Here is a 24595-nt window from a genome sequence, read left to right on the forward strand (position 1 = left end):
CATATGGCCGGAAGCCCGGCCGGTCTTCTGTGTCCAGGAACGGACGGAAAATCAGGCCCGTTCAAAACCTCGGGCAATTTCATAGTCGGTGACGGCGCGATCGAATTCCTCGATCTCCCAGTCGGCTGCCCGTACGTAGTGATCCACGACGGCATCACCAAGAGCTTCCCGCAGGAACGCAGACCCGTTCATGAGATGACGTGCTTCGCGCAGGCTATGCGGTACTTCGCCCGCATCGTTGGCCTCATAGATGTCGCCGGCCGCAGCGGGTGCCAGCTCAAGCTTCTCGTCCAGGCCCTTGAGACCTGCAGCGATTTGAACCGCAAGCGCCAGATACGGGTTCAGATCCGAACCGCCGATACGGCACTCGACCCGCAGCGCCTTCGTGCCTTCTCCGCACAGACGGAAGCCCGCAGTGCGATTGTCAACGGACCAGACGGTTTTGGTCGGCGCAAATGTGCCCTTCTGAAACCGTTTGTAGCTGTTGATGTAGGGCGCCAGGAAGAAGGTGTACTCGGGCGCGTATTTGATCAGCCCGGCCATGTAGTTGCGCATGGTCTCGGACATGCCGTGTTCGCCGTTCTGGTCACAGAAGACATTCTCGCCGTCGTCATTCCAGAGCGATTGGTGAACATGCGAGGAGCTGCCGACCCGGTCCTTGCCCCATTTCGCCAGGAAACTCGCGGAACGGCCTTTCGCCCAGGCGATCTCTTTCACGGCGTGCTTGGAAATCGTATGGAAATCCGCGCAGTTGAGGGCGGGCGAATACTTGATATTCAGCTCTTCCTGACCAGCCTCGGCTTCACCCTTGGTGTTTTCAACCGGGATGCCGGCGTGGAAAAGGTGATTGCGCACCGGGCGCATGACATCCTCTTCTTTGGTGGTCTGGAGGATGTGGTAATCTTCATTGTAGCCGGAGATCGGCTGGAGGTCGCGGTAGCCGGACTTGCGCATCTCCTCGAAACTCTGTTCGAAGAGGAAGAACTCCAGCTCGGTCGCCATCATGGGCGACAGGCCCTTCTCCGCAAGGCGCGCAATCTGCTTCTTCAGCATGGCGCGCGGAGAGTGTGGAATTTCCTGGTGAGTGTGGTGATCCAGCACATCACACAGCACCATTGCAGTACCTTCCAACCAGGGCACATAGCGCAAGGTGGAAAGGTCAGGCTTCATCACATAGTCACCGTAGCCGCCGGACCAACTCGTCGAGGCGTAGCCTTCGACGGTGTACATCTCAAGATCGGTCGCAAGCAGATAGTTGCAGCAATGGGTTTCTTCCCAAGCACTGTCGAGGAAGTGCTGGGCGTGAAAGCGCTTGCCCATGAGGCGGCCCTGCATGTCGACAATACAGGTCAATACAGTGTCGATTTCGCCGCCGGAGACTGCTGCTTTGAGGGCGTCGATTGTCAGGTTGCCAGCCATTTGGGATCTGATCCGTTGTTCGTGACGATATGAAACTTTACGAACTCAGTCCGGGAACAAGGTCCCCGGACTGATCATGCTTGAAGTCAGGGCTTAGCCGTAGCGATACGGACGGCCAGCTTTCTGCATGTCGGCGTTGTACTTCTTGAAGATCTCGACGACCTTCGCCTTGGTCTCGGACTCAGCGGCGATTTCGTCCCAGAACTTGATGGCCGCTTCTTCGACGGTTGCCCACTCTTCATCCGGAATCGTGGTCAGTTCCATCTTGGTGCCTTCGACGCGAAGGTTGGCTTCACCGCCCCAGTACCACCACTGGCGATAATAGTGCGAGGAGTCCATGGCGAGCTGCAACAGTGTCTTCAGGTGGTCTGGAAGTTCGTTCCAGCGCTCCTGGTTGGCGAAGAAGGAGCCTGCCCATGCACCGGAGATGTTGTTGGTCAGGAAATAGTTGATCACGTCTGCCCAACCAACCGTGTAATCCTCGGTGATGCCCGACCAGGCAATGCCGTCGAGTTCGCCGGTCTGAACGGCAACTTCAATGTCTTCCCAAGGCAGGGTAACGGGCACGACGCCGAACTGGCTCATGAAACGGCCTGCGGTCGGGAACGTGAAGACACGCTTGCCTTTCAGGTCTGCCAGTGAGCGGATCGGATCCTTGGTGGCGAAGTGGCACGGATCCCAGGAACCGGCTGAAAGGTGCTTCACGCCGACCTTGGAGTATTCAGCATCCCAGATCTCGTTCAGGCCATACTGGTTGAAGAGAACCGGCACATCCAGAGAATAGCGGGACGCAAACGGGAAGTAGCCACCGAAGACGGTGACTTCGGTCGGAGATGCCATGGAGTCGTCGTCGGACTGAACCGCATCGATGGTGCCGCTCTGCATTGCGCGGAACAACTCACCGGTCGGGACCAGCTGGTCGGCGGTGTAGAGTTCGATCACCATTTCGCCGTTGGCGGCCTTGTTGAAGGCGTCAATGGCCGGCTTCACCACATGTTCCGCCAGAGCCGGTCCGGCATAGGTCTGCATGCGCCACTTGATTGGAGCCTGGCCCATGACAGCCGGAGCTGCGAGTGTGGTTGCACCAGCGGCGGCAACTGTGCCGACGCCAGCCTTCTTTAGAAAGTCACGTCTGTTGGTCATGTCAAATACTCCCCTTTAGAGTGATTACAATCCGTGGTGTTCCATGCCTTTTTGCTGTTTCTGTAAGAACACCAAATTCCAACCCTGCTGTCTCCCGGTATAGTGTTTCCGCAACTGGCTGCCTTACCGTCCATAGACGTAGTCAGGAAGCCACAGGGCAATTTGCGGAAATGTCATGACGATCGCCAGGGCGGTCACCATCACCAGCACGAACGGTGTGATTGAGGCATAGATGTCGCGCATTGTGATTTCCTTCGGCGCCATCGCGCGCATCAGGAAGAGGTTGTAGCCAAAGGGCGGCGTCATATAGGCGATCTGCGTCGTGATCGTGTAGAGCACGCCGTACCAGATCAGGACTTCATTCCGCGGCATGCCGAGATCCAGCGTGCCCACAAGCGGAACGTAGAGCGGCGCCACGATGACAAGCATGGCCGTGTCATCCAGGAAGGTCCCCATCACCAGGAAGGAGATCTGCATCAGGATCAGGATCATCCAGGGGCTCAAGCCCAATTGCTCGGTAAAGAGGTTCTCGATTGCCTTGACCGCGCCGAGGCCATCAAACACCGCGCCGAACCCGAGGGCTGCGAGAATGATCCACATGAACATGCAGGAGATACCAAGCGTCTGCTTCAGACAGGTTACCAGGATCGGGAGTGTCATGCGGCGCTTGACGATGGAGGCAACCAGTGCGGTCAGCGCGCCGATGGCGGAGCTTTCCACAAGGCTCGTCTTGCCCATGACAAACGGCACCATCATCGCCGCAAAAATGGCGACAGGCAAAATGCCGGAAAGCAGCAACCGGTATTTCTCTGCAGTGTCGACCTGACGTTCTTCCTTGGGCAAAGCCGGGCCCAGGTGCGGCTGGAACTTGCAGCGGATCGCAATGTAGATGACGAAGAAGGCCGCCATCATCAAACCTGGAATGATGCCTGCAAGCCAAAGCTGGCCTACCGGAGCGCGCGCAATCATCGCATAGAGCACGAGGACGACAGAGGGCGGCACCAGAATGCCAAGAGATGACCCCGCCTGAATGACCCCGGTCACCATGCGCTTGTCGTAGCCGCGCTTTAAGAGTTCCGGCAGGGCGATCGTCGCACCGATGGCCATGCCGGCAACCGACAGACCGTTCATGGCAGACACAAGCACCATCAGGAAGATCGTGCCAATGGCAAGTCCACCGTTCAGAGGTCCCATCCAGACGTGGAACATCTTGTAGAGGTCGTCGGCGATTTTCGTTTCCGACAGGACGTAGCCCATGAAGATGAACATCGGTAGCGTCAGCAGCGGATACCATTTCATCAACTTCATGGCAGCCGAGAAGGGAATGTCCCCGCCACCTGTGCCCCAAAGGGCGATGGCCGCAATGGCCGCAATACCACCGATGGCACCGAAGACGCGCTGACCCGTAAGCAGCATCAACATCATCGACGAGAACATCAGGAGGGCGATCATCTCATAAGACATCAGATCGTCTCTCCCTGGATGCGAGCGATGTCTTTGAAAAGCTCGGAAACGGCTTGCAGAAGCATGAGGAAAAAGCCGAAGAGCATGACCACCTTCACCGGCCACAGATAAGGTCGCCAAGCGGTGGGGCTGCGTTCAATGTAGCCCATTACCTCAGTCGCCGCGCTCGGGCCGCCGGTGACGAAAGCCACGATAAGATCCCAATAGAAGACAAGCGGCTCCTTGCCGAAATAGCCAAGCGAATAGGCCGTCGAGTTCAGAGCACCGTGTAGCAATACTCCGATGTAAAACATCAGCAGCAGCACCGTGAAGGCGTCGAACCAGGCTTTTTTCTTCGGTGACCAGTCTGCGTAAAACAGATCCATCCGCACATTGGCTCCCATCTGGATCGAGTAGGGGCCGCCCAACACATAATAGGCGACCATCGCGAACTGAGCGATTTCCAGGGTCCAGAGGGAAGGGTTGAAGAAGGTCTTGGAAATGGAGGACCACAGTAGGATGCCGGCCATCACGAAGATACCCCACATCATGATGCGGCCGAGTCCGCCGTTGAAGGCATCAATGTATTTCACATAGAGGCAGGCTGCCTTGCGCATCATTTGCCCCCTGCCTGTGCCAGCGCGCCCTTCAGGATCGGCGCCAGGGTTGTGGCCCATGCGGCCTCCGCGTCCGGCGTCCTGATCTCGTCATTGCGGATCTCGATCATCAGCGGAACCAATCCACGGGCTTCGCCATGGCGGTGCAGGGTGTAATAGACGCCATCCGCCGGCGAATAGGGTTCATTGTCACCGACGGTATAGGAGGTGCGCTCGTTCAGAAGCTGCAGCGCGGGTTTTGCCAGGCTGGCGTCTTCGCCATAAATCAGGCCGATTTCCCAAGGGCGTGTCTTGCCCTTGTAGACGGGCGTGTAGCTGTGAACTGACACAAGTGCGCTCGAGACGCCCTTTGACTGGCGTGCGCTGATGACCTTGTCGATGGCGTCGTGAAAGGGGGTGTGAGAGAGCGCAATTCGCCGCGTGCGCTCATCTGCGTCAAGGTCCGCGTTGCCGGGAATGTCCGTCAGCTCGCTGCGGCACGGGATCAGGTCAGTTGCTGCGGTCTCGCGATTGCAGTCGATGATTAGGCGCGAGACGTTCGAATGGACGAGTGGTGCGTCCAGGAGTTTGGAAAGCTGCAGCGAGACCCCAAGCGCGCCTGGATCCCAAGAGATGTGTGCCTGAAGGTCTTCCGATGACAAGCCAAGGTGGCCGTAGCATTCCGGCATGAAATTGCTCGCGTGGTCGCAAACCAGCACAAGTGGTCCGTTCCCATGTTCATTCACAATCGTAACCGGCTCGAACGTTTCATTTGCCGGCATGCCGATGGTCATCAGCTTGTCCCCTTGCGCTGGTGCGCTGCCGTTAACGATTGTATTTTTTATTACAGAATTGCGCTAACGATCAGATTTTGTATGATTTGATACATTTTAAGCGATCAAGTCAAACACAAATCGTGGTGCCGGATGGGTAAATTCTGAGCGGACCCGCATACAGAAAGGGCAGATCATGGAACGGCCGCTTCTGGAGGAAATACACGACCGGCTTGACGAATTCACCGCCACCGAGCGCAAGGCAGCCCATGCGCTTTTGGCGAATTATCCCATGCAAGGGCTGGGAACCGTGGCCCAGTTTGCCGATGCGGCTGGCGTAAGTTCCCCGACGATCCTCCGGTTTGTCGGAAGGCTTGGCTTTCCAGGGTTCGCGGACTTTCAAAAGTGTTTGCGGCAGGAGCTCGAGAACCAGCTGAACACGCCGTTGGCGCGCAGTTCAGCAATGGATTCAGGTCCTGCCGAGAGCGATGATCCACTGGTCGAGCAGCTCGTTGAAAACGTGCGTGAGACGTTCGAGCACCTTCCAAAAGGGGAGCTGGCCGGGATGATCAGATTGCTGGCCGATGAGAAGAAGATCCTGCACATGATCGGCGGACGCTTTACCGATGCCCTTGCCCGCTATATGGCGGCACACCTTCGGATCGTCCGACCCAACGTCAACCATGTTGCTGGGCAGCAAGGCAACTGGCTGGACCAGCTTATCGGCATCGGGCCGAAGGATGTGATTGTCGTCTTTGATATCCGGCGTTACCAAAACGAGATCATCCGCTTTGCGGAGGCGGCGGCCAAACAGGGCGCAACGGTGACGCTGATCACCGACAGCTGGATGTCGCCGATCGGAAAAATCGCAAGCTTTGTCCTTCCTGCTCGGGTTGCTGTTCCATCGCCGTGGGACTCCAGCGCCGCGCTCATGGCGATCGCAGAGGTGCTGATTGCCGGAGTGACCCGTGAGAACGCTGAACGCAGTCAGCAGCGCATGCAGGCTCTGGAAGATCTACGCAACGCTCATGACCCGGAAAATGATGGCGAGCACCGGCTGTAAAATTCAGTCGGTGGCTCAAAACAAAAAACGCCGGCGAAATCGCCGACGTTTCCATAAACTCTTTAGGCAGAGTTCAGCGAATAGCCATTAGGCCATTTCAAGCTGTGCAGCCTGCTTGCCGCGACCACGACGGTCGTCTTCTGCAACGAAAGTGACCTTCGCGCCTTCTTCCGGAGCCGGGATGCCAGCCTGTTCGAAAGCGGTGATGTGGACGAACACGTCCTTACCGCCGTTTTCCGGAGTGATGAAGCCGAAGCCACGGTCGTAATTAAAGAATTTGATGGTGCCGTTCTCACGCATGGAGAAACCTTTCCGTAAGTTGTGCGCACCCTTGGGACATTGCTCAGGGAGTGCGCTGAAACGAGCAGTCAGTTAGAAACGGAAAAGCTTCGAAATTCAGAGCACGCGGCATGAGCAGTGTGCCGAAACCAAATTCTTCGCCAAGTCTATTTCATGTCCCGTTCGGCAAAACGCTTGCCGATGCGCGAAACGTAGGGTTTTGCGTTGGGGAATACAAGCGATAGTTTCGTCGATTGATACGCTTGGAAACGTTCGGAAATCATTTCAAGTATTCTGAAGGTGGAAAAAAATATAAATCAAAACATATGTTTATAGTGAGATGCGAGGGCGAGGCATTGCTGGTGTTGGGTATCTCACATAGAATTGATGCTTTGCCGCCTGTTGCCTGGATCGATAGAATTAAAGATTGAATTTTACGGTTTTCTTGAGGCTCGATTCAAATGAAACAAGTCATCAGGACGACGGCTCGCGAGCCCGTCTGGGTAATCGAAGAACCTAACCTTCGGACTGTCGCTTCGCGGCGCGCATCAATGTTTCAAGTTGATTAAGAAAGCGAGAGCGGTCCGCCTTGGTGAACCCGGGCCCACTCTCCCGGATCTCCCCAACCTCACGCAGATGCGTATTCAGGTTCCGCATCGCCAGCCTCATACCCATGGCATCTTCCCTGAACGGCTTGCCATTGGGTGAAATCACCAGTGCCCCTGTGTTGACACATCGCGACGCAAGCGGGACGTCCGCTGTGATGACCACATCGCCAGTGGTTGCCCGCTCTGCGATCCAGTCGTCAGCGACGTCCGGTCCTTCGGGAACGACCACTCTCTCCACCAGATCGCTTTCCGGTAGACGCATCCAGCTGTTGGAAACGATCTTGATCTCGACGCGGTGCCGCTCACCCACCTTGACGGCTTCGTCCTTCACCGGGCAGGCATCTGCATCGACATAGAGAATGGTCATGAAGGCTGCTTTCGATCGTTGGTCTCATCGAGATACTTCGCAATGCCCTCAGCGGCTGCAACTCCGGTGGCAAAGCAGGCTTGCAAGAGATATCCGCCGGTGGGAGCTTCCCAGTCCAGCATCTCGCCGGCAACAAAGACACCCGGTAGCTTCTTGAGCATCAGCTGGTCATCAATTTCGGTTAAAGCAATTCCTCCGGCTGACGAAATCGCCCGGTCGATGGGATAGGGCGCTGTTGTCGTCAACGGCGTTTGCTTGATCCTTTCGGCCAACGCCTGGGGCGTTTCGGGCAACGGACCGGCCTCGCGCAAGAGGGATATCTGGACCGGTGACAGGCCGCCGGCCTTGCGCAGGAAGGTGCTGATCGACTGTTTGCCGCGATTTGCGCTTAGTCGGCTGGTGAGCTTTTCGATTGATATGTCGGGCCGCAGGTCGAGCAGCAGGCGTGCGTTGCCGGACAGTTCGATTTCGCGCCGGATTAAGGGCGAGAGTGCGTAGACGGCACCGCCTTCCAGGCCTCTTTCGGAAAGAACGGCTTCTCCTCTTGCGCATTCTGTTCCGAATGTGACCGTGAGTGGTTTCAGCGGCGTTCCGGCAAACCGGTCCTTCAGCAAATCACTCCACGCTATTTCAAACCCGCAATTGGCTGGGCGCAGCGCGTTGACCGCAACGCCCTGGCGATGGAGATTGGACACCCAGCTGCCATCTGAACCAAGCTTGGGCCAGCTCGCGCCACCAAGGGCGAGAAGGCTCGCACGGGCCTTGAGCTCGACCTCGGTCCCCTCCGGATCCTCGAAGATGAGGGTGTCGGTCTCGCCAAATCCCGTCCAGGTCAATCTTGTCTGAAGCGTAACGCCACGTTCCGCGAGGCGCGACAGCAGGGCGCGCAAGAGCGGCGAGGCTTTCATTGCCCTTGGGAAGATACGCCCGCTTGATCCAGCAAAGGTCTCCTGACCGAGATCGAGGCACCACTGGCGCAAGTTCTCAGGTGTGAACTTATTGACGAACGGAGTGAGGAACGGTTCAGTCTCGCGGTAGCGCGTCAGCAAAACCGACTGCTCTTCGCTGTGGGTAAGGTTCAGTCCCCCGCGACCTGCCATCAGGAACTTGCGAGCAGGCGAAGGCATACGGTCAACCACCGTAACTTTCAGGCCTGAAGAGGACAGCCCGTCGGCGGCGATCAGTCCGGCAGGACCTGCGCCAACAATCAGAACATCATGCATGACGCTCTTATAAGCCAATTTGCACGGATGAAAAGCGCTGCTGAAGTGTGAGTTCGTATCGTAATTATTACCGATAATAAGTAAACTGCATCAATGAGATGTGGTGAATTGTTAGGGATTTTCTGTTCAATTTTATGTTGCTGGGGGAGTTGTATGCATCGTCGAAGTGTTTTGGTTGAGCGAATGCTTGACTGAACACTTGAAGACACTGCGAGAATTGGAGGCAGTGATGGTGGCAAACGTAAATCAGATTGTGGTGGCTGATGGCGACCTGAAGGTTCTGGACGCCTTCGAACGTCTGTTTGCTGGCCAGTACAGGGTGAAGACCTTTGATGAATCCGAGGAGGCCCTGAAGTGGCTCAAGGAAAATCATGGCGTCTCTGTTATCGTTTCCTGCGCCAATCTTCCGGGTCGTGGCGGCTCAGGCTTTCTCAAGTCGTCAGAGACATATGCGCCCCTCGCAACGCGCGTCATGCTGACCGCTCAGAACTCTGTCGAAGTGTTCAAGCAGGCCGTGAACGAGGCAGGTGTCTTCATGTTCCTGTCCAAACCCTGTTCGCCACAGGAGCTGTCCTCTGCAATTGAAGCGAGCATCGCGCACCATTCCCGGATGGTTTTTGAGCGCACACTGCTTGAAAAGACTCTCTCCGGATCGGTGAAGCTTCTGATCGACATGCTTTCGCTGTTTCATTCGGAGGCATTTCGCCGGACGGCGGTCATGCGTCCTCAGGCTCTCAAGCTGGCAAAGGTGCTTGAGATGAAAAAGACCTGGGAACTTGAGATGGCGATCATGTTCTCGCCGCTCGGGGAAGCGCTGCTTCCGAAGGAGATCTTGTCGAGATACCGTGCCGCAAAGACGCTGACGGAGTCCCAGCGGGAAATCCTGGCTGGTGCTCCGGGCCAGACGAGAGATCTCCTGAAGAATATTCCGCAGTTGGAGAAAGTGGCCGAAGTACTCTATCTTTCCGGCCGTGGTTATGACGGATCGGGTTTCCCGGAAGATGGTCCGACGGGCAAAGACATTCCCCTCACGGCCAGGGTCCTGAAGTTGCTGACCGACTTGTGGTATGCTAGCCCTGAAAACGGAGTCGATGCCGCTGCCTTCGAGGCGCTTGGCATAAACAAACGTCAGTATGACCCGGATCTCCTCAAGGTCGCGCGCGCCTGTCTGTTGAGTGAGGCGCTGGATACGGATGAGCGCGAGATTACGCTTTGTTACATCAGGGCCCTCAAGCCCGGCGATGAGTTGGTCGATGACATTTTGACCGAAGGCACGCACGAACTGGTGCTCTCAAGAGGCCATCAGCTGACCGGAACAACCATCCGGCGTCTCGATCAGTACAATCACGTTGCCGGTATTCGTCAGCCGATACGGGTTCACAGGCCTGCGCCAGTCGAAACCGGCAAGGCGCCCGAAAAGGCAACAGCATAGCGATTGGGTCAGTGCGAGCTTTGGTTATGGCTGCGGCTCGTGGTTGTTGAGCAGCTCCGCCTCATAAGCTTTTGCCACGCGCAGAAAGCGCGCATGTGCATAATTGATCGCGAGGATCAGGCCCCACCAGCCGTAACGGTGATAGCGGCGGATGAAATAGGCTTTCAAAAACGCCGCGGGGAATTCCGTGAGCAGTCGATGTCTCGGGAGCTTCCTGTCACGTGACCGCAGGTCGGCAACCTGCATGTTGGAATAGCGATTGTATTTGCCGACCTGAAAATCCAGTGAACGAATGGATCGGTGCGAGATGATGCCCTTCATCGATTTGATGACTGCGTCAGGCCCGGGGCGGACCGTGTCGTGCACTGTTGAGCTTGAAAACCGTCCCTTTCGGCGGTCGTATAGCCGGATTTGGTCATAGCCATATGCCCAAGGCGCCGGGCCGTCTTCATGTGCATAGACATCGCAGATCATGATCCGCCAACCATCGGCGGCCAGATAGCTGTCGTCTGCGAACATGCGGTGAAGTTCATCGGCGAGGTCGGAGGTCACCTCCTCGTCCGCGTCGAGATTCAAAAGCCAGTCATTCCGGCACTGGTCTTCGCCAAAACGCTTCTGGGGGCCGTAGCCGGGCCAGGCATTCTCGAGAACGCGTGCGCCCAGTTGCTCAGCGACAGCCACCGTTCCATCGCTGGATCCGCTGTCGATGACGATTACCTCATCAACCCAATCCCTGACACTCGTGATCGTTCGTCCGATCCGGTCGGCTTCGTCCTTGGCAATGATAAATACCGAGATCGGCAGGTGTCTTGTCATGGAAAGCCCGGTGATTGGGGCGGGCGGGGAGCCGACCGCAGCGTTTCTTGAAACCGCCTTCTATCAGGTTTGCTTGTTTATTTTTAGATTTTTGTCGGCATTCAGCGAAGGACAAATTCTTTAAATCCAAGGGAAGATCTGATGGCCTTCGCGCCAATCTGATGTGCTTGCCGCGCAGTTGAGATCGAGCTGAACGGGCTCTTGTTACCGGTGTTTTGCAAGCGTCAAATACAGCGGAAAGCAGAGATATCTGAAATGCGGAGTGTTACAATAAATTGCAATTGTGCAGCGCCAAAACCGATTTTGTTGACAACCAAAACCGTTTTTGTCACGCTTTAGATAAGAAAGATAAAACTCCCGTGGCGGCAAAAACGCCGGCGTGCAGTTTGATTGGGTAAACGGTTTCCGACAGGAAATCGCGATCAGGCGACGTAAATGGGAGCGATTTGGGAGATGAGATGACCGGTTCCCGGGGATCCGTAACGATTGAGGATGTGGCGCGCCATGTTGGTGTTGCCAAGGGCACGGTTTCGCGCGTCCTAAACAACTACACGGACATCTCCAGCGAGACGCGAGAGCGCATCCTCAAGGCGGTCAAGGAGCTTGGTTATCAGCCCTCGTCCACGGCCCGAAGCCTGAAGCGGGGCCGTCAGGATACTCTCGGGATCGTCATGCCGGTTGGACGAGGCAGGGGCGTTGATCCGTTTCTCTCTGAATTTATCGACGGCATCGCTCGGGCGCTCGATGACCTGGATCGGGACCTTCTTGTCACCACCGCGCATTCCGGTCGCCACATGCTGGAAACCCATGAAAGGCTGATTGCAAGGCGCAAGGTCGACGGTTTCATACTCACCCGGACCGAGGTAAATGATCCCCGGATTGAGTTTTTGCAGGCAAGACGTTTTCCGTTTGTTGCCCACGGCAGGACATCCGACCCAAGCACCTATGCCTGGTACGACATTGACAACGAAGAAACCTTCGTGTCTGGCGTCAAGCATATCGCGGCCCTCGGTCATAGGCGGATCGGTCTTGTCGGTGGTCCGCGCGACCTGAATTTCGCCTGTCAACGACGTGCTGGCTATCGACGTGGTCTCGAGCTCTGCGGGCTTGAGGTTGACCCGGCGCTTGAGGTGGAGGAGCCACTTACGGAAGTTGGCGGCGTCGAGGGCGCCAGGCGCCTTCTCGGGCTTCACATGCCGCCAACCGCTTTGTTCTGCGTTACCGACGCACTGGCGATCGGCGCCATGCGCCTGTGCCGGGACCTCGGTCTGCGGGTCGGCGAAGACGTGACTATCATTGGTTACGACGGTCTGCCGGTCGGCGCTTATGTGGATCCCCCACTGACGACATTTTCCCAGTCAACTCAATCTGCGGGCGGCCAAATCGCTCGCATGTTGATCGATGTGATCGAGGGAACGGAACCTGCCCAGCGGCAGAAACTGGCTCAGGCCGAATTGATCCGACGGGCGTCGGACGGTCCGCCTGCGAAAACGCCAGAAGAGCTTAATCAAGTTCTTCGGCGCTCTGTGTGACTTTGACGAGTGTTCGTACACAAAAGGAGAGTACGATGTTTGGGAGGAAGTTTCTTTTAGCCACGACTTTGGCTGGCGTTTTCGCCGCTGGTGTGGCTGGTGCCAATGCTGAAGGCTTGCGTTTCTGGACGACGGAAGAGCAGCCTGAGCGCCTGGCGAAACAGGAAGAAATGGCTGCGGCCTTCAAGGCCAAGACCGGGATCGAAGTAACGGTCATTCCAGTGACGGAGAAGGATCTGGGAACACGTGCGACCGCGGCTTTTGCTGCGGGTGACCTGCCTGACGTGATCTATCATCCGCTGCAGTATGCTCTGCCCTGGGCAGAGGCTGGCATCCTCGATACGGAAACGGCAACTGAAGTTGTCGAGGCTCTGGATGCAGAAACATTCGCATCTGGCGCTCTCGGCATGACGTCCTACGAAGACGGGTATGCCTCGGTTCCTGTCGATGGATGGACCCAGATGGTCGTTTACCGCAAGGACCTTTTCGAGGCGAACGGTCTGGAAGCTCCGACCACTTATGATGCGATTTTGAAAGCGGTTGAGAAGCTACACAATCCACCTGAAATGTTCGGTTTCGTCGCTGCGACGAAAATCGATGAGAACTTCATGAGCCAGGTACTGGAACATGTTCTTCTCGCAAACGGTGTGACCCCTGTCGACGACAATGGCTTCAAGGCTCTTGATGAGAAGAAGACGATTGAAGCGCTTGAGTTCTACAAGGCCATCGCAAAGGCATCGCCGGCTGGAGATCTGTACTGGAAGCAGTCTCGCGAACTCTATTTTGCCGGCAAGGCAGCAATGATCATCTGGTCGCCGTTCATCCTCGATGAGCTGGCAGGCCTGCGTGACAGTGCGCCACCGACCATCAATGATGATCCGACTTCGAACGCGCTTGCGTCCATGACCGGTATCGTGACGACACTATCCGGTCCGTCGAACCCCGATGGCGCTGCCTGGGGTGATGTTCGGTACTTTGGCATCACCAATGACGCGGATACGGATGCTGCGATTGAGTTCGTCAAGTTCTCTATGGACGAAGGCTACCTGTCTACGCTCTCCATCGCGCCGGAAGGCAAGTTCCCGATCCGTCGTGGAGATGCGGAAAATCCCGAAAAGTTCACCATGGGCTGGGCGAAGCTGCCGGTTGGCGTCGACCGCAAGGCACCTCTTACCGAACTTTACGACGAAGCCACGATTGAGCGCATCGTCGGCGGTCTCGACACGGCAAGCCGTTGGGGTGTGGCGGAAGGTCAGCTCTCGCTGGCGTCCAAGATCATCAACAGCCAGGTGATCAACCGCTATGTGCGCGAGTTCATCGACGATGAGCGCGATGCTGCAGAAACGGTTGCCAAGATGAACGCCGAGCTGGCCAAGGTCCAGTAACGCGTCAGAAGCGATCAAATCCGGAAGGCGGCATCCCTGCCTTCCGGTCCCTTACTAAATTCGAGCCCAGGTACCGGAAATGACTGCCGTGGAAAATTTGGCTGAAGGCCGATCTGCTGTTCCGCCGAAAGGTATTGGGCCGATGCAGAGACGGGAGGCGAGGCTTGCTTGCCTGATGCTGGCGCCGACCTTCCTGATCATCCTTTTGATCGTGATGGGGCCGCTGCTTGCCAACTTCTGGATCAGCGTCAAGCCGGTTGGTCTTGCGGACTTGCGACCACCCTCTGTCCTGGTGAATGAGCGTGTCCGCGGCAAACCGCAGGCGGCTGGTGATGCTGTCACCCTTGAATACCGGCTTCGCAATTCCTCTCAGGACAAGGAAATCCGGAACGTTGTCCTGACGGACAGTTTGCCGGACGGATTTACGCCTGGTTCAGCTCCAGAGGCCTGCACGCTCATTGGTCGGCAGCTGACATGCACGTTCGGCGATGTGCCAGCCAAATGGCGTGAAAGATTGAGACTCGAAGGCACAGTTGATGCTTCCTTCCTGGCGCTTGAGCGTCCTGGAAAAGAGACAGAGCCGAATGTCATCGGAGACGCCGACAATATCCTGACGAACTTTGAGTTCACCCTCGAAAACTTCCGCAAGGTGTTTGATGCAGAGGAGTTCTGGGGCGTCCTGCGCGTGACTTTTTACTACACCATCTTCGGGACCGCCGGGGCATTGGTGCTCGGATTGTTCGCAGCCCAGCTACTTAACACATCCTTCAAGGGTCGCGGTTTCCTGCGCGGGCTGTTTCTCTTTCCCTATGTGTCTCCGGTGATTGCGGTCGCCTTCACCTGGGTGGTTCTCTTCGATCCATTTTCTGGCACGTTGAATGCGCTTTTGACCAAGATGGGTGTCGTTGATGCGCCGATAAACTTCTTTGGCCAACGTGCGATTGAATTCTCTGTCTTTGGGTTGCCGCTTGAGTTCCCGCTGGCGCTGACAACCGTTATCGCATTTGAGGCCTGGCGGTATTTCCCTCTGTCGTTCATGTTCATTCTTGCGCGCATGCAGTCGGTCAACACCGATATGTATGAGGCGGCCGAGATGGACGGCGCCACGCCAATGCAGCAGTTCTGGTACATCTCGCTGCCACAGCTTTTGGGCATTCTGTCTGTCCTGTTCCTGTTGCGCTTCATCTGGACCTTCAACAAGTTCGACGACATCTTCCTGCTCACAGGAGGAAATGCCGGAACCCGTACCCTGACGGTCGATGTCTATGAGCAGGGCTTTGCACTCTCGAATCTTGGCGCCGGTGCAGCCGTCGCAGTTGTCGTCTTTGTCGTGCTCGTGACGTTCGCCACGCTGTTCCTGCATTTCTCGCCGAAAGAGGAGGGGCTGTGATGGCCTACACCGGTTCTCTCATCGCGCTTGTCTGTGGGGCTATCTGGGGCGCCGTCGTCATGCTGGTCACTGGGGTGACCTTGACGCTTGTGACCGGAGAGATTGCCGTGCCTCAGGTTGGCGCCGCCGCGCTGGCTGGCGCACTGCATGGCTTTGTTCTCGTCTGGCGCGGCAGTGCCAGACGCGATCTTAACGCACATGTCGGCGCCGCGCTGATCGCCTTTGTCGTGGTCACAGCCTTCAGCCTCGCAGCCCCTTTTGCCCTGCCTCTTGATGTTGTGCCGCTCTGGCAAGGAGTAGGGATATTCGTGTTCTTGGGGGCACTTGGCTTTGCCAACGCTATTTGCCTCAACGGCGTTCCGCTCAAGGCCATGTCGCGGTATGACCGTGAAGTCGTTTATATTCGCGTGCTCAAGGGACTTGGGTTCGTGATCTTTACGATCCTCGTCGCCCTGCCGTTCTACGTCATGGTGATGACCTCTCTGAAGAGCCAGCAGCAACTACTCGCCAACCCGCTGGATCTCTCGATCGACCTCTCGCAGGGCGTGACCTCGCTTTTCAGATCCTATGTAGAGCTCTTCACCAAGTACAACTTCGGCACTTATTTGTTGGTCTCTGCGGTTGTGTCTGTTGCGACCGTCATCTTGACCCTGCTGTTCTCGGTTCCAGGTGCCTATGCGGTCTCACGTCTGCGCTTTCCTGGCCGGGCCCTGCTGTCGCGCTCGGTGCTTCTGATCTACATGGTGCCGGCGATCGTTCTTGTGATCCCGCTCTATGCAGTGTTCTCGCAGCTGGGCCTGCGCAACAGCCTGACGGGTCTGTTGATCGTGTATCCCGCCACCACAATTCCAGTGGCACTCTATATGCTCCAGGGCTACTTCCGAGGTTTGCCTGCAGAGCTGGAGGAGGCGGGTCTGATGGATGGCCTAAGCCGCATCGGGGTGATCTTGAAAATCACGTTGCCACTGTCGTTGCCGGCGCTCGCGTCTGTATCTCTCTACGTTTTCATGATCGCCTGGAACGAGTTCCTGTTCGCATTCATGTTCCTCGATGATCCCGACATCTTCACCCTGTCGCGTGGTGTCGTTGCGCTCAATTCTTCTGAAGTTCCGCGCCAGCATCTGATGGCGGGCGCTGTGATCGCAACGGTTCCCGTACTTGGCATCTTCCTCTGGTTCGAGCGTTTTCTCGTTCAAGGGCTGACAGCTGGCAGCGTCAAGGGCTGACAAGAACAACATATTTTTGGGAGACTATCTCATGGGCGCCGATCTCGACGCACTTGCACACTCGATCCTCAAGGAGAACGACCTTGGCGGTTATACCATTCCGACCAAGGGCCTTTATCCCTACCAGTGGAATTGGGACTCTGTTTTCGTAGCGATTGGTTTCGCGACCTTCGACCTTGACCGCGCCTGGCAGGAAATCGAGAACCTGTTCGAGGGACAGTGGGATGACGGCATGCTACCGCACATCCTCTTCCGGAAGAACGATCCAAGCTACTTCCCAGGTCCAGGCGTCTGGGGCACCAAGTCAGATCCCTTTCCGACATCCGGCCACTCCCAGCCGCCGGTCGCGGCAACTGCGGTGCGTGACCTGTTCGAGCAATCGTCTGCCCCTGAAAACGTCAGTCGTGCCAAGACGCTCTTTCCGAAATTGATGGCATGGCACCGCTGGTGGGCGACGTATCGGGACCCAAAAGGCCATGGTACCGTTGCCATCGTTCACCCTTGGGAATCTGGCAGGGACAACCTGCCGGATTGGGATGAGCCCCTGTCGAACGTCGACACCACAGGCGTGCCTGAATACACACGCAAGGACACCGCGCACGTTGATCCCGAGATGCGTCCTCTCAAGCAGGACTATGATCGCTACATGGCGATCCTGACGATTGGCAAGGCCTGCGGTTGGGACGCAACCGAGGTGGTGGAGAAGACACCGTTCCTCGTCGCTGATCCGGCGATCACCATGATCCTCTTGCGTGCAAACCGCGATTTGCTGGTTCTGGCCGAAAAACTCGGCTTCCAGAAGGACAAGGCGGAAATCGAGGGTTGGATTGCGAAACAGGAACGCGGCATGGAGACACTCTGGAATCCGGAGATCCAGGCCTATGTCACACGCAACCTGCGGACCGACGTTCTGGGCGCAGGCGTATCAAGCGCTTCATTCCTGGCGTCCTATGCCGGTCTCTCGGATCCAAAGGTGATTGAACCACTGAACGCCCATTTCGACAGAATCGCGGGCAAAGTCGAATTCATGTTGCCGTCTTATGACCCCGACCATGCAGGCTTTGAGCACAAGCGGTATTGGCGCGGACCGATCTGGGCCGTGGTCAACTACCTTGCCGCACGCGGCATGACGGAAGCGGGCGATGTGGCTCGTGCCGAAAAAATCCGGCAGGACACCGTCAGCCTGGTCGAGCGGAGTGGCTTTGCCGAGTACTTCAGCCCCGAGGATGGGTCAGGTGCAGGGGGCAATTCGTTCTCCTGGACAGCAGCGGTGTGGCTGGCCTGGGCGACGCCAAGTCTTGCGGTGAACAAGGCGGCTTGAGCCGCCATAGTGGGTGATCAGGGGAAGAACAATGGGTGCAATACGGCTCGACCGCGTAGAAAAATGGTTTGGTGATCTGCAGGTTATCAAAGGCATTGACCTTGAAATCCAAGATGGCGAGTTCGTGATCTTCGTCGGGCCGTCCGGCTGCGGAAAGTCCACCTTGCTGCGGCTCATTTCAGGGCTTGAAGAGACCAGCCGCGGCGCCATCGAAATCGATGGCAAGGACGTTACGGCGGAACCTCCCTCCGGCCGTGGCTTGTCCATGGTTTTCCAGTCCTATGCGCTCTACCCTCACATGACAGTGCGCGAAAACGTTGGCTTCGGCCTCAAGACGGCAGGCGAACCCAAGGCCGAGATTGACCGAAAGGTCTCTGCTGCAGCCGATGTGTTGAAGCTGGATGACTATCTGGACCGGCGCCCCAAGGCGCTTTCGGGCGGACAACGCCAGCGGGTGGCCATCGGCAGGGCGATCGTTCGTGAGCCATCGGCTTTCCTGTTCGATGAGCCACTGTCCAATCTGGACGCAGCTTTGCGCGTTGAAATGCGGTTCGAGATTGCACGGCTTCACAAAGCACTCGGCACAACGATGATCTATGTGACCCATGATCAGGTCGAGGCCATGACACTGGCCGACAAGATTGTCGTTCTCCAGGGCGGTGTCATTGAACAAGTCGGCAGCCCGCGAGAGCTTTACGAGCGTCCTGACAATCTCTTTGTTGCGCAGTTCATCGGGTCACCCAAGATGAACGTTCTACCCTGTTCCGTTTCTGGCGAGAGGTTTGATCTCGATGGTCACGGCGGCGGTCGCTATCCGCAAACGGCAGCGAGTTCGAAACCGGTGAAAATCGGGATCCGTCCTGAGCACATCAAGGTCGTGGCTGAAGGCGAGGGCCACGCGCAGGGAACGGTTGAGGTGGCCGAGTATCTTGGCGCCGATACCTATCTCTACGTTGCGATCGACGGCCTCGAGACCATACTTGTGCGCACCGATGGTGCCGATGAAATTGCCGAGGGATCGCGCATTGGCTTGAGCTTCGATGAAGAGCGGCTTCATTTCTTTGACGCGGATGGCAAGACCGTCCGCGCCTGAAGACTCTAAACGATCAATGCAAACAAGGCATCGAGGCCGGGAAGTGACAGCTTTCCGGCCTCTGCCGTTCCTGAAAAACCTGAGCCTTGCAGGACCTCAAGAGCGCCCTCAGACCAGTCGAGGTCTATGGCTTCATCGGCGAGGTTGAAGGCGCAAAGGATAGCCTCATTATCCTGACGCCGAATGAAAACGAGAGTTTCTCCGGCGCTGTCCAGAAACCGGATGTCACCCTTTAAAAGAGGCATCTGTTCGCGTCGCCAGGAGAGGAAGGTTTTGACCTTCGACAGGACTGAACCTTCATGGGCCTGCTGCGCATCGACGGATCTCGAAAGATGCTCGGCCGGCAAGGGGAGCCAGGGCGAGCCGGTGGTAAAGCCGCCACCCGCATCCCCTGACCATGGCATGGGGGTCCGGCAGCCGTCGCGCCCCTTGAACTTCGGCCAGAACCTTATGCCATAGGGATCCTGAAGCTTCTCGAACGGCACCTCGGCCTCGGTTAGGCCCAGTTCCTCGCCCTGATAGAGGCAGGGCGTGCCGCGCAAGCTGGTGACGAGAGCAGTGGCGAGAACCGGGAACCGGTCAAGCTGCGCACCTTCGCCCCACCTGGTGGCAACGCGAACGACATCGTGGTTCGACAGCGCCCAACTCGGCCAGCCGCTTCCAATACCTGCTTCCATGTTCTCGACCGTCTCGCGGATGTAGGCTGCGGAGCGCTTGGGCGTGAGAAGGTCGAAGCTGTAGGCCATATGGATGCGCTTGCCGGCGACGGTGTAAGCAGCCGTCGTTCCGATGACATCACGGTCCGCGCCAATTTCTCCAACCGACGTTGCGCCAGGATACTCATCCAGAAGACCGCGCAGGCGCTCGAGAAAGGCCAGGTTTTCGGGCTGGGTCTTGTCATAAAGGTGGTGCTGAAAACCATAGGGATTGGTCGGGTCAACACCGGTGAGGCTAGCACCCTCCGGCAAGGGCGGATTGTCACGTAGCTTGGCGTCGTGAAAGTAAAAATTGACCGTGTCGAGCCGGAAACCGTCGACGCCACGTTCCAGCCAAAACCGGGCAGCAGACAGCACGGCGTCCTGAACATCCTGATTGTGGAAGTTTAGGTCGGGCTGGCTAGCGAGGAAGTTGTGCAGGTAGTACTGGCAACGGACGCTGTCCCACTCCCAGGCCGGTCCACCAAATATCGACAGCCAGTTGTTGGGCGGAGACCCTTCCGGCTTTGCGTCCGCCCAGACATACCAGTCAGCCTTTTTGTTGTCCCGGGAGGTTCGGCTTTGCTTGAACCAGGTGTGTTGGTCGGAGGTGTGGGAAATCACCAGATCGATCATCACCCTAAGCCCGAGATCGTGCGCCTTGGAGACCATGGTGTCGAAATCGGCTAGCGTCCCGAACATGGGATCGACATCTTCGTAGTCTGAGACGTCATAGCCAAAGTCGGCCATGGGGGAGGTGAAGAAGGGGGAAAGCCAGATCGCGTCGACACCGAGGTCAGCGATGTAGTCAAGGCGCTGCGTGACACCGGTCAGATCGCCGATGCCGTCGCCGTTACTGTCCTGGAAGGATCGTGGATAGATCTGATAGATCACCGCGCCGCGCCACCAGTCTTCGGCGGAGCTGATGGAACCTCTGGACCGGACGTTCTCTGGGCGGTTGGCGGTCATGCGATCCTCCGGGACATTGCGTCATCCCAAAACGTGATTTTGATGTCGGTTGGCACCATGAAGTAAAGCTTCCAAAGCGCTTTGAATCCCTAGCGCCTCAATCTGGCATGGTCAATTGGTTTCATGGCAGTTCGGGATTGGGCATAGCAAAAGGCCAGCCTTCGGAAAGGCTGGCCTGAAAAATCTGAAAAGGATCGAAAAAAGTTCTGTCCTGAACGGCGCCATTTAGCTGATCTTGCATGACACCTTCATGAAGCAAACGTTAACACGGCCAGTCTTCGACATTGATGGAGCAGACATCAACTCGCAGCTCCGGAGAGATGAATATATTCTCAATTAAGATATTGAAATAATTATAATAAATTAATCTGAATGACGTAATAGTCAATTTTAGCTTGTGTTCATAGCGGGAAGCTGGGAGTTTCTTGTCAACGGTGCAGCAATTGTGACTGCGCGCCGGCTGATACGGCAAGCCGGGACCGTTCGGTTCCGTGGTACGAGGGAGGTTTTCATGACTGCAGCAATGGTCGGTTGGGCACATTTGCCTTTTGGAAAGCATGCGGACGAGACCGTCGAGACGCTTATCGTCAAAGCAGCGAGCAAGGCCATCCACGACGCAGGTATTTCGCCTGAGGACGTGGACGAGATTTTGCTCGGCCATTTCAACGCGGGCTTCTCGGAGCAGGACTTTACCGCTGCTCTGGTGCTGCAGGCTGATCCTGCCCTGCGCTTCAAGCCCGCGACCCGTGTCGAAAATGCGTGTGCCACAGGTTCTGCTGCAGTTCAGCAGGGCGTGCGGGCGATTGCCTCCGGTGATGCGCGTGTTGTGCTTGTTGTTGGTGTTGAGCAGATGACCACAACGCCTGGGCCGCAAATCGGCAAAAACCTGCTGCGCGCGTCCTATTTGGAGGAGGATGGCGACATACCGGCTGGTTTTGCCGGCGTGTTTGGCCAGATCGCCGACGCCTATTTCCAGAAATACGGCGACCAGTCGGACGCTCTGGCCCGGATCGCCGCGAAAAATCACAAGAACGGCACCGGCAATCCCTATGCGCAGATGCGCAAGGATCTGGGTTATGAGTTCTGCCGCGCGGAAAGCGAAAAGAACCCGTTTGTGGCCGGGCCTCTCAAGCGCACGGATTGCTCGCTGGTCTCGGATGGCGCGGCAGCAATCGTTCTGACCGACACGGCAACGGCACTTGGCATGAAAAAGGCGGTGGCGTTCCGCTCGACGGCGCATGTTCAGGATTTCCTGCCCATGTCAAAGCGCGACATTCTTCAATTCGAAGGCTGCTCGAAAGCTTGGGGGCAGGCATTGGGCGATGCAGGGCTGACGCTTGAAGACCTTTCCTTTGTTGAAACCCACGACTGTTTCACGATTGCCGAACTAATCGAATATGAAGCCATGGGGCTGACAAAAGAAGGTGAGGGCGCGCGCGCGATCCTGGAAGGCTGGACCGAAATGGACGGCAAGCTTCCGGTGAACCCCTCCGGTGGCCTGAAGGCAAAAGGACATCCCATTGGCGCGACCGGCGTTTCGATGCATGTCCTGACCGCCATGCAGCTTCTTGGAGAGGCTGGCGACATTCAGGTCAAAGACGCGGAGCTCGGCGGCATCTTCAACATGGGCGGGGCGGCAGTCGCCAACTATGTGTCGGTACTCCAGGCGATAAAGTAGGGAAACGCTAGTCCCTTGATGCATTGGCCGGCGGAGACACTCCGTCGGCTTTTTTGTTTTTCGCCTGAAAATTGTATTCCTGAAGAATTCGCCTCAATAGAACATTGAAATAAATGACAATGATAATTTGAAGGTGAAAACTTCATCTACGTAATAACGCTATTATACTAGATAATTCATGATTTTACTCCAGAATTTACGAAGTGTGAGCATTTGCAGCATAAATGTGCTTATGCCCGCGCATCGCGTTTCAAGCCTTGTTTGTGACCGAGATGCCTCGAGCCCGTTCTACATAGGTTTGGTTTGATCGAGGAAGTACAATGAATTTTCACAGTCTCCGGTCCAAGGTGACAGCCGCGATTGCGTTCCTGTTCGTCACGATTTCGCTTCTCAATTTTGGCTCGCTGTTCTTCTTGCGCGAGCTGGAGCACAATGCTGAGATGATGGAGCATGATGCTCTTCGATTTTCTGGTGAGGTTCTTGACCTGACCGTCGCGCTGAAGGAAGTGCGCTTCGATGTCGTCCAGGTCCAGCAATGGCTGACCGATATTTCCGCCACGCGCGGTCAGGATGGTCTCAATGATGGCTTTGATGTGGCGGCTGAATTCGCAGCCAAATTCAACACAGACATCGATGCGGCATACTCGCTGGCGAACGGGGCTGGATATTCAAAGCTAACAGCGCAGATCCAGAAGGTCCGTCAGTTGTTCCCGGCCTATCATAAAGTCGGCAAGACCATGGCAGACGCCTACATCGCAGGTGGTCCCGAGAGCGGCAACAAGCTGATGGCAGAATTCGACGGGGCCGCCGAAGCCTTGAACGATGCTGTTGGTGTGGCGTTTGAAATTCACTTCGAGCGCCTGTCTGAAGAACGCGAAAACCTAAAGCACGAAGCTGGCGCCTATGAGGCCGCCGCACACAACACCGACATCATGATCTACTCTGCGACCGGCTTCATCGCGTTGGCGCTTTTGCTTGGCGGATTGGCCATCTTGCGGTTCCTCATCAAGCCCATGACCGCTCTTTCAAGTGCTGTGACCAGTATCACCAATGGTGATTACAGTATCGTTCTGAAGGAGGCCGATCGCTCGGATGAAATTGGTGAAATCGGCAAGGCGGTTCACATCCTGCGCGACACAGCTGATGAACGTGAACGCATTGCAGCTCACCAGGCGAACGAAGACGAGCAGCGCCGTATCCGCATCGAACGCCGCGAGCGGCTTGTTCAGGAATTCCGTTCGTCTGTGTCGGGCCTGATGTCCAACGTCAACGCGACCATGACACAACTCGACTCGACCGCGTCCTCATTGATGGCTGTCGCAGAAAACACAGCAAGCGAAGCGGAGGGGGCGTCCAGCGCCACCAGCGACGCAATGTCCAACGTTGAAACGGTTGCCGCGGCTTCTGAAGAGTTGTCAGCGTCCATTGACGAGATCAATCGCCGCGTCAACTCGACCCTCGGTGTCGTCACGACCGCAGCGGAAACCACGGACGACACAACCAAGAAAGTGGAGACCTTGGCAACTGCCGCGCAGGAAATCGGCGAAGTTGTCCAGTTGATCTCGAACATCGCAGACCAGACCAACCTCCTCGCTCTCAACGCGACCATCGAGGCGGCCCGGGCCGGTGAATCCGGTAAGGGGTTTGCCGTCGTGGCAAACGAAGTGAAAGCGCTGGCCAACCAGACAGCCAAGGCGACCGAGAGCATCACTCAGCAGATCGCATCGATCCAGACGGCAACTACTGATGCGTCGCACTCGATCAACAAGATCGCCGAGATCATGCACGATGTGTCAGGTGAAACCGAGGCGATTGCAGCGGCTGTCACCGAACAGAGCGCAGCCACCAGTGAAATCGCTCGCGGAGTGAACTCTGCCGCCGATGGCACTCAGGCGGCAACCCGGAACGTGGAAGTGGTGGCGGAAAATGCGCGCAAGTCGACGGCCTCGGCAAATGAAGTGGATCAGGCGGTACGCACGGTTGCCCGAAACACGGATGACCTGAGAGCCGGATTTAAAAGTAGTTGAGTGATATCAAAGGGTTGTGATTCAACCGTCTTTGTCTAGAAGATGGAGGATCGAATGCCCTGGGATGATATCACTCGCCGGCAGCATAACCGGGACCATCTGCGTTATCCAACCGAT

20 protein-coding genes and 1 pseudogene are annotated in these 24595 nt (G+C 56.7%); 10 read left to right on the top strand and 11 right to left on the bottom strand.

Translation table 11 applies throughout. The features are described from left to right. Window positions 1–51: 51 nt before the first annotated feature. The 6 genes and pseudogenes from ABJZ52_RS10895 to ABJZ52_RS10920 form a co-directional block, all read right to left on the bottom strand. Window positions 52–1419: a glutamine synthetase family protein gene (locus tag ABJZ52_RS10895; protein WP_348185441.1), complete on the bottom strand. Its 1368-nt coding sequence runs from the start codon at window positions 1417–1419 to the stop codon at window positions 52–54. Window positions 1420–1512: 93 nt separating this feature from the next. Beyond that, window positions 1513–2475 (bottom strand): TRAP transporter substrate-binding protein, encoded by a 963-nt coding sequence (locus ABJZ52_RS10900; protein WP_348185443.1) that lies wholly within the window; start codon window positions 2473–2475, stop codon window positions 1513–1515. 19 nt (window positions 2476–2494) lie between these two features. Beyond that, window positions 2495–2551: pseudogene (locus ABJZ52_RS10905) on the bottom strand (hypothetical protein); the annotation flags it as partial. A 134-nt stretch (window positions 2552–2685) separates the two neighbouring features. Next, a complete protein-coding gene (locus tag ABJZ52_RS10910; protein WP_348185445.1) occupies window positions 2686–4026 on the bottom strand; it encodes a TRAP transporter large permease subunit in 1341 nt (446 codons plus the stop codon). Then, window positions 4026–4622 carry a TRAP transporter small permease subunit gene (locus ABJZ52_RS10915; protein ID WP_348185487.1) on the bottom strand — a complete coding sequence of 199 codons (597 nt, stop codon included), beginning with the start codon at window positions 4620–4622 and terminating at the stop codon, window positions 4026–4028. Before ABJZ52_RS10915 ends, ABJZ52_RS10910 begins: the two co-directional genes overlap by 1 nt. Then, entirely contained in the window at window positions 4622–5395 is a 774-nt protein-coding gene (locus ABJZ52_RS10920; RefSeq protein ID WP_348185447.1) for an N-formylglutamate amidohydrolase, read from the bottom strand. Before ABJZ52_RS10920 ends, ABJZ52_RS10915 begins: the two co-directional genes overlap by 1 nt. Window positions 5396–5570: 175 nt before the next feature. Between ABJZ52_RS10920 and ABJZ52_RS10925 the strand changes: the two genes are divergently transcribed. Then, window positions 5571–6437, top strand: a complete 867-nt coding sequence (locus tag ABJZ52_RS10925) for a MurR/RpiR family transcriptional regulator (protein ID WP_348185450.1) — start codon at window positions 5571–5573, stop codon at window positions 6435–6437. Between the two features lie 87 nt (window positions 6438–6524). On the opposite strand, the gene ABJZ52_RS10930 is transcribed toward ABJZ52_RS10925, so the two are convergent. The 3 genes from ABJZ52_RS10930 to ABJZ52_RS10940 all read right to left on the bottom strand — a co-directional run bounded on the left by ABJZ52_RS10930 (window position 6525) and on the right by ABJZ52_RS10940 (window position 8914). Next, window positions 6525–6737: a cold-shock protein gene (locus tag ABJZ52_RS10930; RefSeq protein WP_153770737.1), complete on the bottom strand. Its 213-nt coding sequence runs from the start codon at window positions 6735–6737 to the stop codon at window positions 6525–6527. A gap of 495 nt (window positions 6738–7232) precedes the next feature. After that, on the bottom strand, window positions 7233–7691 hold the full coding sequence (locus tag ABJZ52_RS10935) for a YaiI/YqxD family protein (protein WP_348185453.1): 459 nt from the start codon (window positions 7689–7691) through the stop codon (window positions 7233–7235). Next, on the bottom strand, window positions 7688–8914 hold the full coding sequence (locus ABJZ52_RS10940; protein WP_348185456.1) for a TIGR03862 family flavoprotein: 1227 nt from the start codon (window positions 8912–8914) through the stop codon (window positions 7688–7690). Before ABJZ52_RS10940 ends, ABJZ52_RS10935 begins: the two co-directional genes overlap by 4 nt. Before the next feature lie 229 nt (window positions 8915–9143). Here ABJZ52_RS10940 and ABJZ52_RS10945 point away from each other — a divergent pair, with 229 nt between their 5' ends. After that, window positions 9144–10346 (top strand): HD domain-containing phosphohydrolase, encoded by a 1203-nt coding sequence (locus tag ABJZ52_RS10945; RefSeq protein WP_348185458.1) that lies wholly within the window; start codon window positions 9144–9146, stop codon window positions 10344–10346. Between the two features lie 24 nt (window positions 10347–10370). Here the strand turns inward: ABJZ52_RS10945 and ABJZ52_RS10950 are convergent, their stop codons facing one another. Beyond that, complete coding sequence (locus ABJZ52_RS10950; protein WP_348185461.1) at window positions 10371–11162, bottom strand: glycosyltransferase family 2 protein; 792 nt, start codon at window positions 11160–11162, stop codon at window positions 10371–10373. 458 nt (window positions 11163–11620) lie between these two features. Between ABJZ52_RS10950 and ABJZ52_RS10955 the strand changes: the two genes are divergently transcribed. The 6 genes from ABJZ52_RS10955 to ABJZ52_RS10980 all read left to right on the top strand — a co-directional run bounded on the left by ABJZ52_RS10955 (window position 11621) and on the right by ABJZ52_RS10980 (window position 19109). Further along, window positions 11621–12694, top strand: a complete 1074-nt coding sequence (locus ABJZ52_RS10955; RefSeq protein ID WP_348185463.1) for a substrate-binding domain-containing protein — start codon at window positions 11621–11623, stop codon at window positions 12692–12694. Between the two features lie 35 nt (window positions 12695–12729). Then, a complete protein-coding gene (locus ABJZ52_RS10960; protein WP_348185466.1) occupies window positions 12730–14079 on the top strand; it encodes an extracellular solute-binding protein in 1350 nt (449 codons plus the stop codon). 79 nt (window positions 14080–14158) lie between these two features. Further along, the gene (locus ABJZ52_RS10965; RefSeq protein WP_348185469.1) at window positions 14159–15469 is read left to right on the top strand and encodes a sugar ABC transporter permease; all 1311 of its coding nucleotides are present in this window, start codon (window positions 14159–14161) and stop codon (window positions 15467–15469) included. Beyond that, the gene (locus ABJZ52_RS10970; protein WP_348185472.1) at window positions 15469–16695 is read left to right on the top strand and encodes a carbohydrate ABC transporter permease; all 1227 of its coding nucleotides are present in this window, start codon (window positions 15469–15471) and stop codon (window positions 16693–16695) included. Before ABJZ52_RS10965 ends, ABJZ52_RS10970 begins: the two co-directional genes overlap by 1 nt. Before the next feature lie 31 nt (window positions 16696–16726). Beyond that, complete coding sequence (locus ABJZ52_RS10975; RefSeq protein ID WP_348185475.1) at window positions 16727–18016, top strand: hypothetical protein; 1290 nt, start codon at window positions 16727–16729, stop codon at window positions 18014–18016. Between the two features lie 31 nt (window positions 18017–18047). Further along, window positions 18048–19109 carry an ABC transporter ATP-binding protein gene (locus ABJZ52_RS10980; RefSeq protein ID WP_348185478.1) on the top strand — a complete coding sequence of 354 codons (1062 nt, stop codon included), beginning with the start codon at window positions 18048–18050 and terminating at the stop codon, window positions 19107–19109. A gap of 5 nt (window positions 19110–19114) precedes the next feature. Here the strand turns inward: ABJZ52_RS10980 and ABJZ52_RS10985 are convergent, their stop codons facing one another. After that, window positions 19115–20773 carry an alpha-glucosidase family protein gene (locus ABJZ52_RS10985; protein WP_348185480.1) on the bottom strand — a complete coding sequence of 553 codons (1659 nt, stop codon included), beginning with the start codon at window positions 20771–20773 and terminating at the stop codon, window positions 19115–19117. Window positions 20774–21284: 511 nt separating this feature from the next. Here ABJZ52_RS10985 and ABJZ52_RS10990 point away from each other — a divergent pair. Together ABJZ52_RS10990 and ABJZ52_RS10995 are read left to right on the top strand one after the other, a co-directional pair. Next, a complete protein-coding gene (locus ABJZ52_RS10990; RefSeq protein WP_348185482.1) occupies window positions 21285–22451 on the top strand; it encodes an acetyl-CoA acetyltransferase in 1167 nt (388 codons plus the stop codon). Window positions 22452–22771: 320 nt separating this feature from the next. Continuing rightward, window positions 22772–24478, top strand: coding sequence for a methyl-accepting chemotaxis protein (locus tag ABJZ52_RS10995; RefSeq protein WP_348185485.1), 1707 nt, complete (start codon window positions 22772–22774; stop codon window positions 24476–24478). The last annotated feature ends 117 nt before the right edge of the window (window positions 24479–24595 follow it).

This window comes from Roseibium sp., from assembly GCF_039982295.1.
GTDB lineage: Bacteria > Pseudomonadota > Alphaproteobacteria > Rhizobiales > Stappiaceae > Roseibium.

What these genes read in the sequence shown, in the direction of transcription:
- ABJZ52_RS10910 (WP_348185445.1), bottom strand. Translation starts at nt 4,026, where the DNA reads ATGTCTTATGAGATGATCGCCCTCCTGATGTTCTCGTCGATGATGTTG.
- ABJZ52_RS10960 (WP_348185466.1), top strand. Translation starts at nt 12,730, where the DNA reads ATGTTTGGGAGGAAGTTTCTTTTAGCCACGACTTTGGCTGGCGTTTTC.
- ABJZ52_RS10955 (WP_348185463.1), top strand. Translation starts at nt 11,621, where the DNA reads ATGACCGGTTCCCGGGGATCCGTAACGATTGAGGATGTGGCGCGCCAT.
- ABJZ52_RS10975 (WP_348185475.1), top strand. Translation starts at nt 16,727, where the DNA reads ATGGGCGCCGATCTCGACGCACTTGCACACTCGATCCTCAAGGAGAAC.
- ABJZ52_RS10895 (WP_348185441.1), bottom strand. Translation starts at nt 1,419, where the DNA reads ATGGCTGGCAACCTGACAATCGACGCCCTCAAAGCAGCAGTCTCCGGC.
- ABJZ52_RS10940 (WP_348185456.1), bottom strand. Translation starts at nt 8,914, where the DNA reads ATGCATGATGTTCTGATTGTTGGCGCAGGTCCTGCCGGACTGATCGCC.
- ABJZ52_RS10925 (WP_348185450.1), top strand. Translation starts at nt 5,571, where the DNA reads ATGGAACGGCCGCTTCTGGAGGAAATACACGACCGGCTTGACGAATTC.
- ABJZ52_RS10990 (WP_348185482.1), top strand. Translation starts at nt 21,285, where the DNA reads ATGACTGCAGCAATGGTCGGTTGGGCACATTTGCCTTTTGGAAAGCAT.
- ABJZ52_RS10900 (WP_348185443.1), bottom strand. Translation starts at nt 2,475, where the DNA reads ATGGGCCAGGCTCCAATCAAGTGGCGCATGCAGACCTATGCCGGACCG.
- ABJZ52_RS10935 (WP_348185453.1), bottom strand. Translation starts at nt 7,691, where the DNA reads ATGACCATTCTCTATGTCGATGCAGATGCCTGCCCGGTGAAGGACGAA.
- ABJZ52_RS10915 (WP_348185487.1), bottom strand. Translation starts at nt 4,622, where the DNA reads ATGCGCAAGGCAGCCTGCCTCTATGTGAAATACATTGATGCCTTCAAC.
- ABJZ52_RS10995 (WP_348185485.1), top strand. Translation starts at nt 22,772, where the DNA reads ATGAATTTTCACAGTCTCCGGTCCAAGGTGACAGCCGCGATTGCGTTC.
- ABJZ52_RS10920 (WP_348185447.1), bottom strand. Translation starts at nt 5,395, where the DNA reads ATGACCATCGGCATGCCGGCAAATGAAACGTTCGAGCCGGTTACGATT.
- ABJZ52_RS10950 (WP_348185461.1), bottom strand. Translation starts at nt 11,162, where the DNA reads ATGACAAGACACCTGCCGATCTCGGTATTTATCATTGCCAAGGACGAA.
- ABJZ52_RS10980 (WP_348185478.1), top strand. Translation starts at nt 18,048, where the DNA reads ATGGGTGCAATACGGCTCGACCGCGTAGAAAAATGGTTTGGTGATCTG.
- ABJZ52_RS10930 (WP_153770737.1), bottom strand. Translation starts at nt 6,737, where the DNA reads ATGCGTGAGAACGGCACCATCAAATTCTTTAATTACGACCGTGGCTTC.
- ABJZ52_RS10970 (WP_348185472.1), top strand. Translation starts at nt 15,469, where the DNA reads ATGGCCTACACCGGTTCTCTCATCGCGCTTGTCTGTGGGGCTATCTGG.
- ABJZ52_RS10965 (WP_348185469.1), top strand. Translation starts at nt 14,159, where the DNA reads ATGACTGCCGTGGAAAATTTGGCTGAAGGCCGATCTGCTGTTCCGCCG.
- ABJZ52_RS10945 (WP_348185458.1), top strand. Translation starts at nt 9,144, where the DNA reads ATGGTGGCAAACGTAAATCAGATTGTGGTGGCTGATGGCGACCTGAAG.
- ABJZ52_RS10985 (WP_348185480.1), bottom strand. Translation starts at nt 20,773, where the DNA reads ATGACCGCCAACCGCCCAGAGAACGTCCGGTCCAGAGGTTCCATCAGC.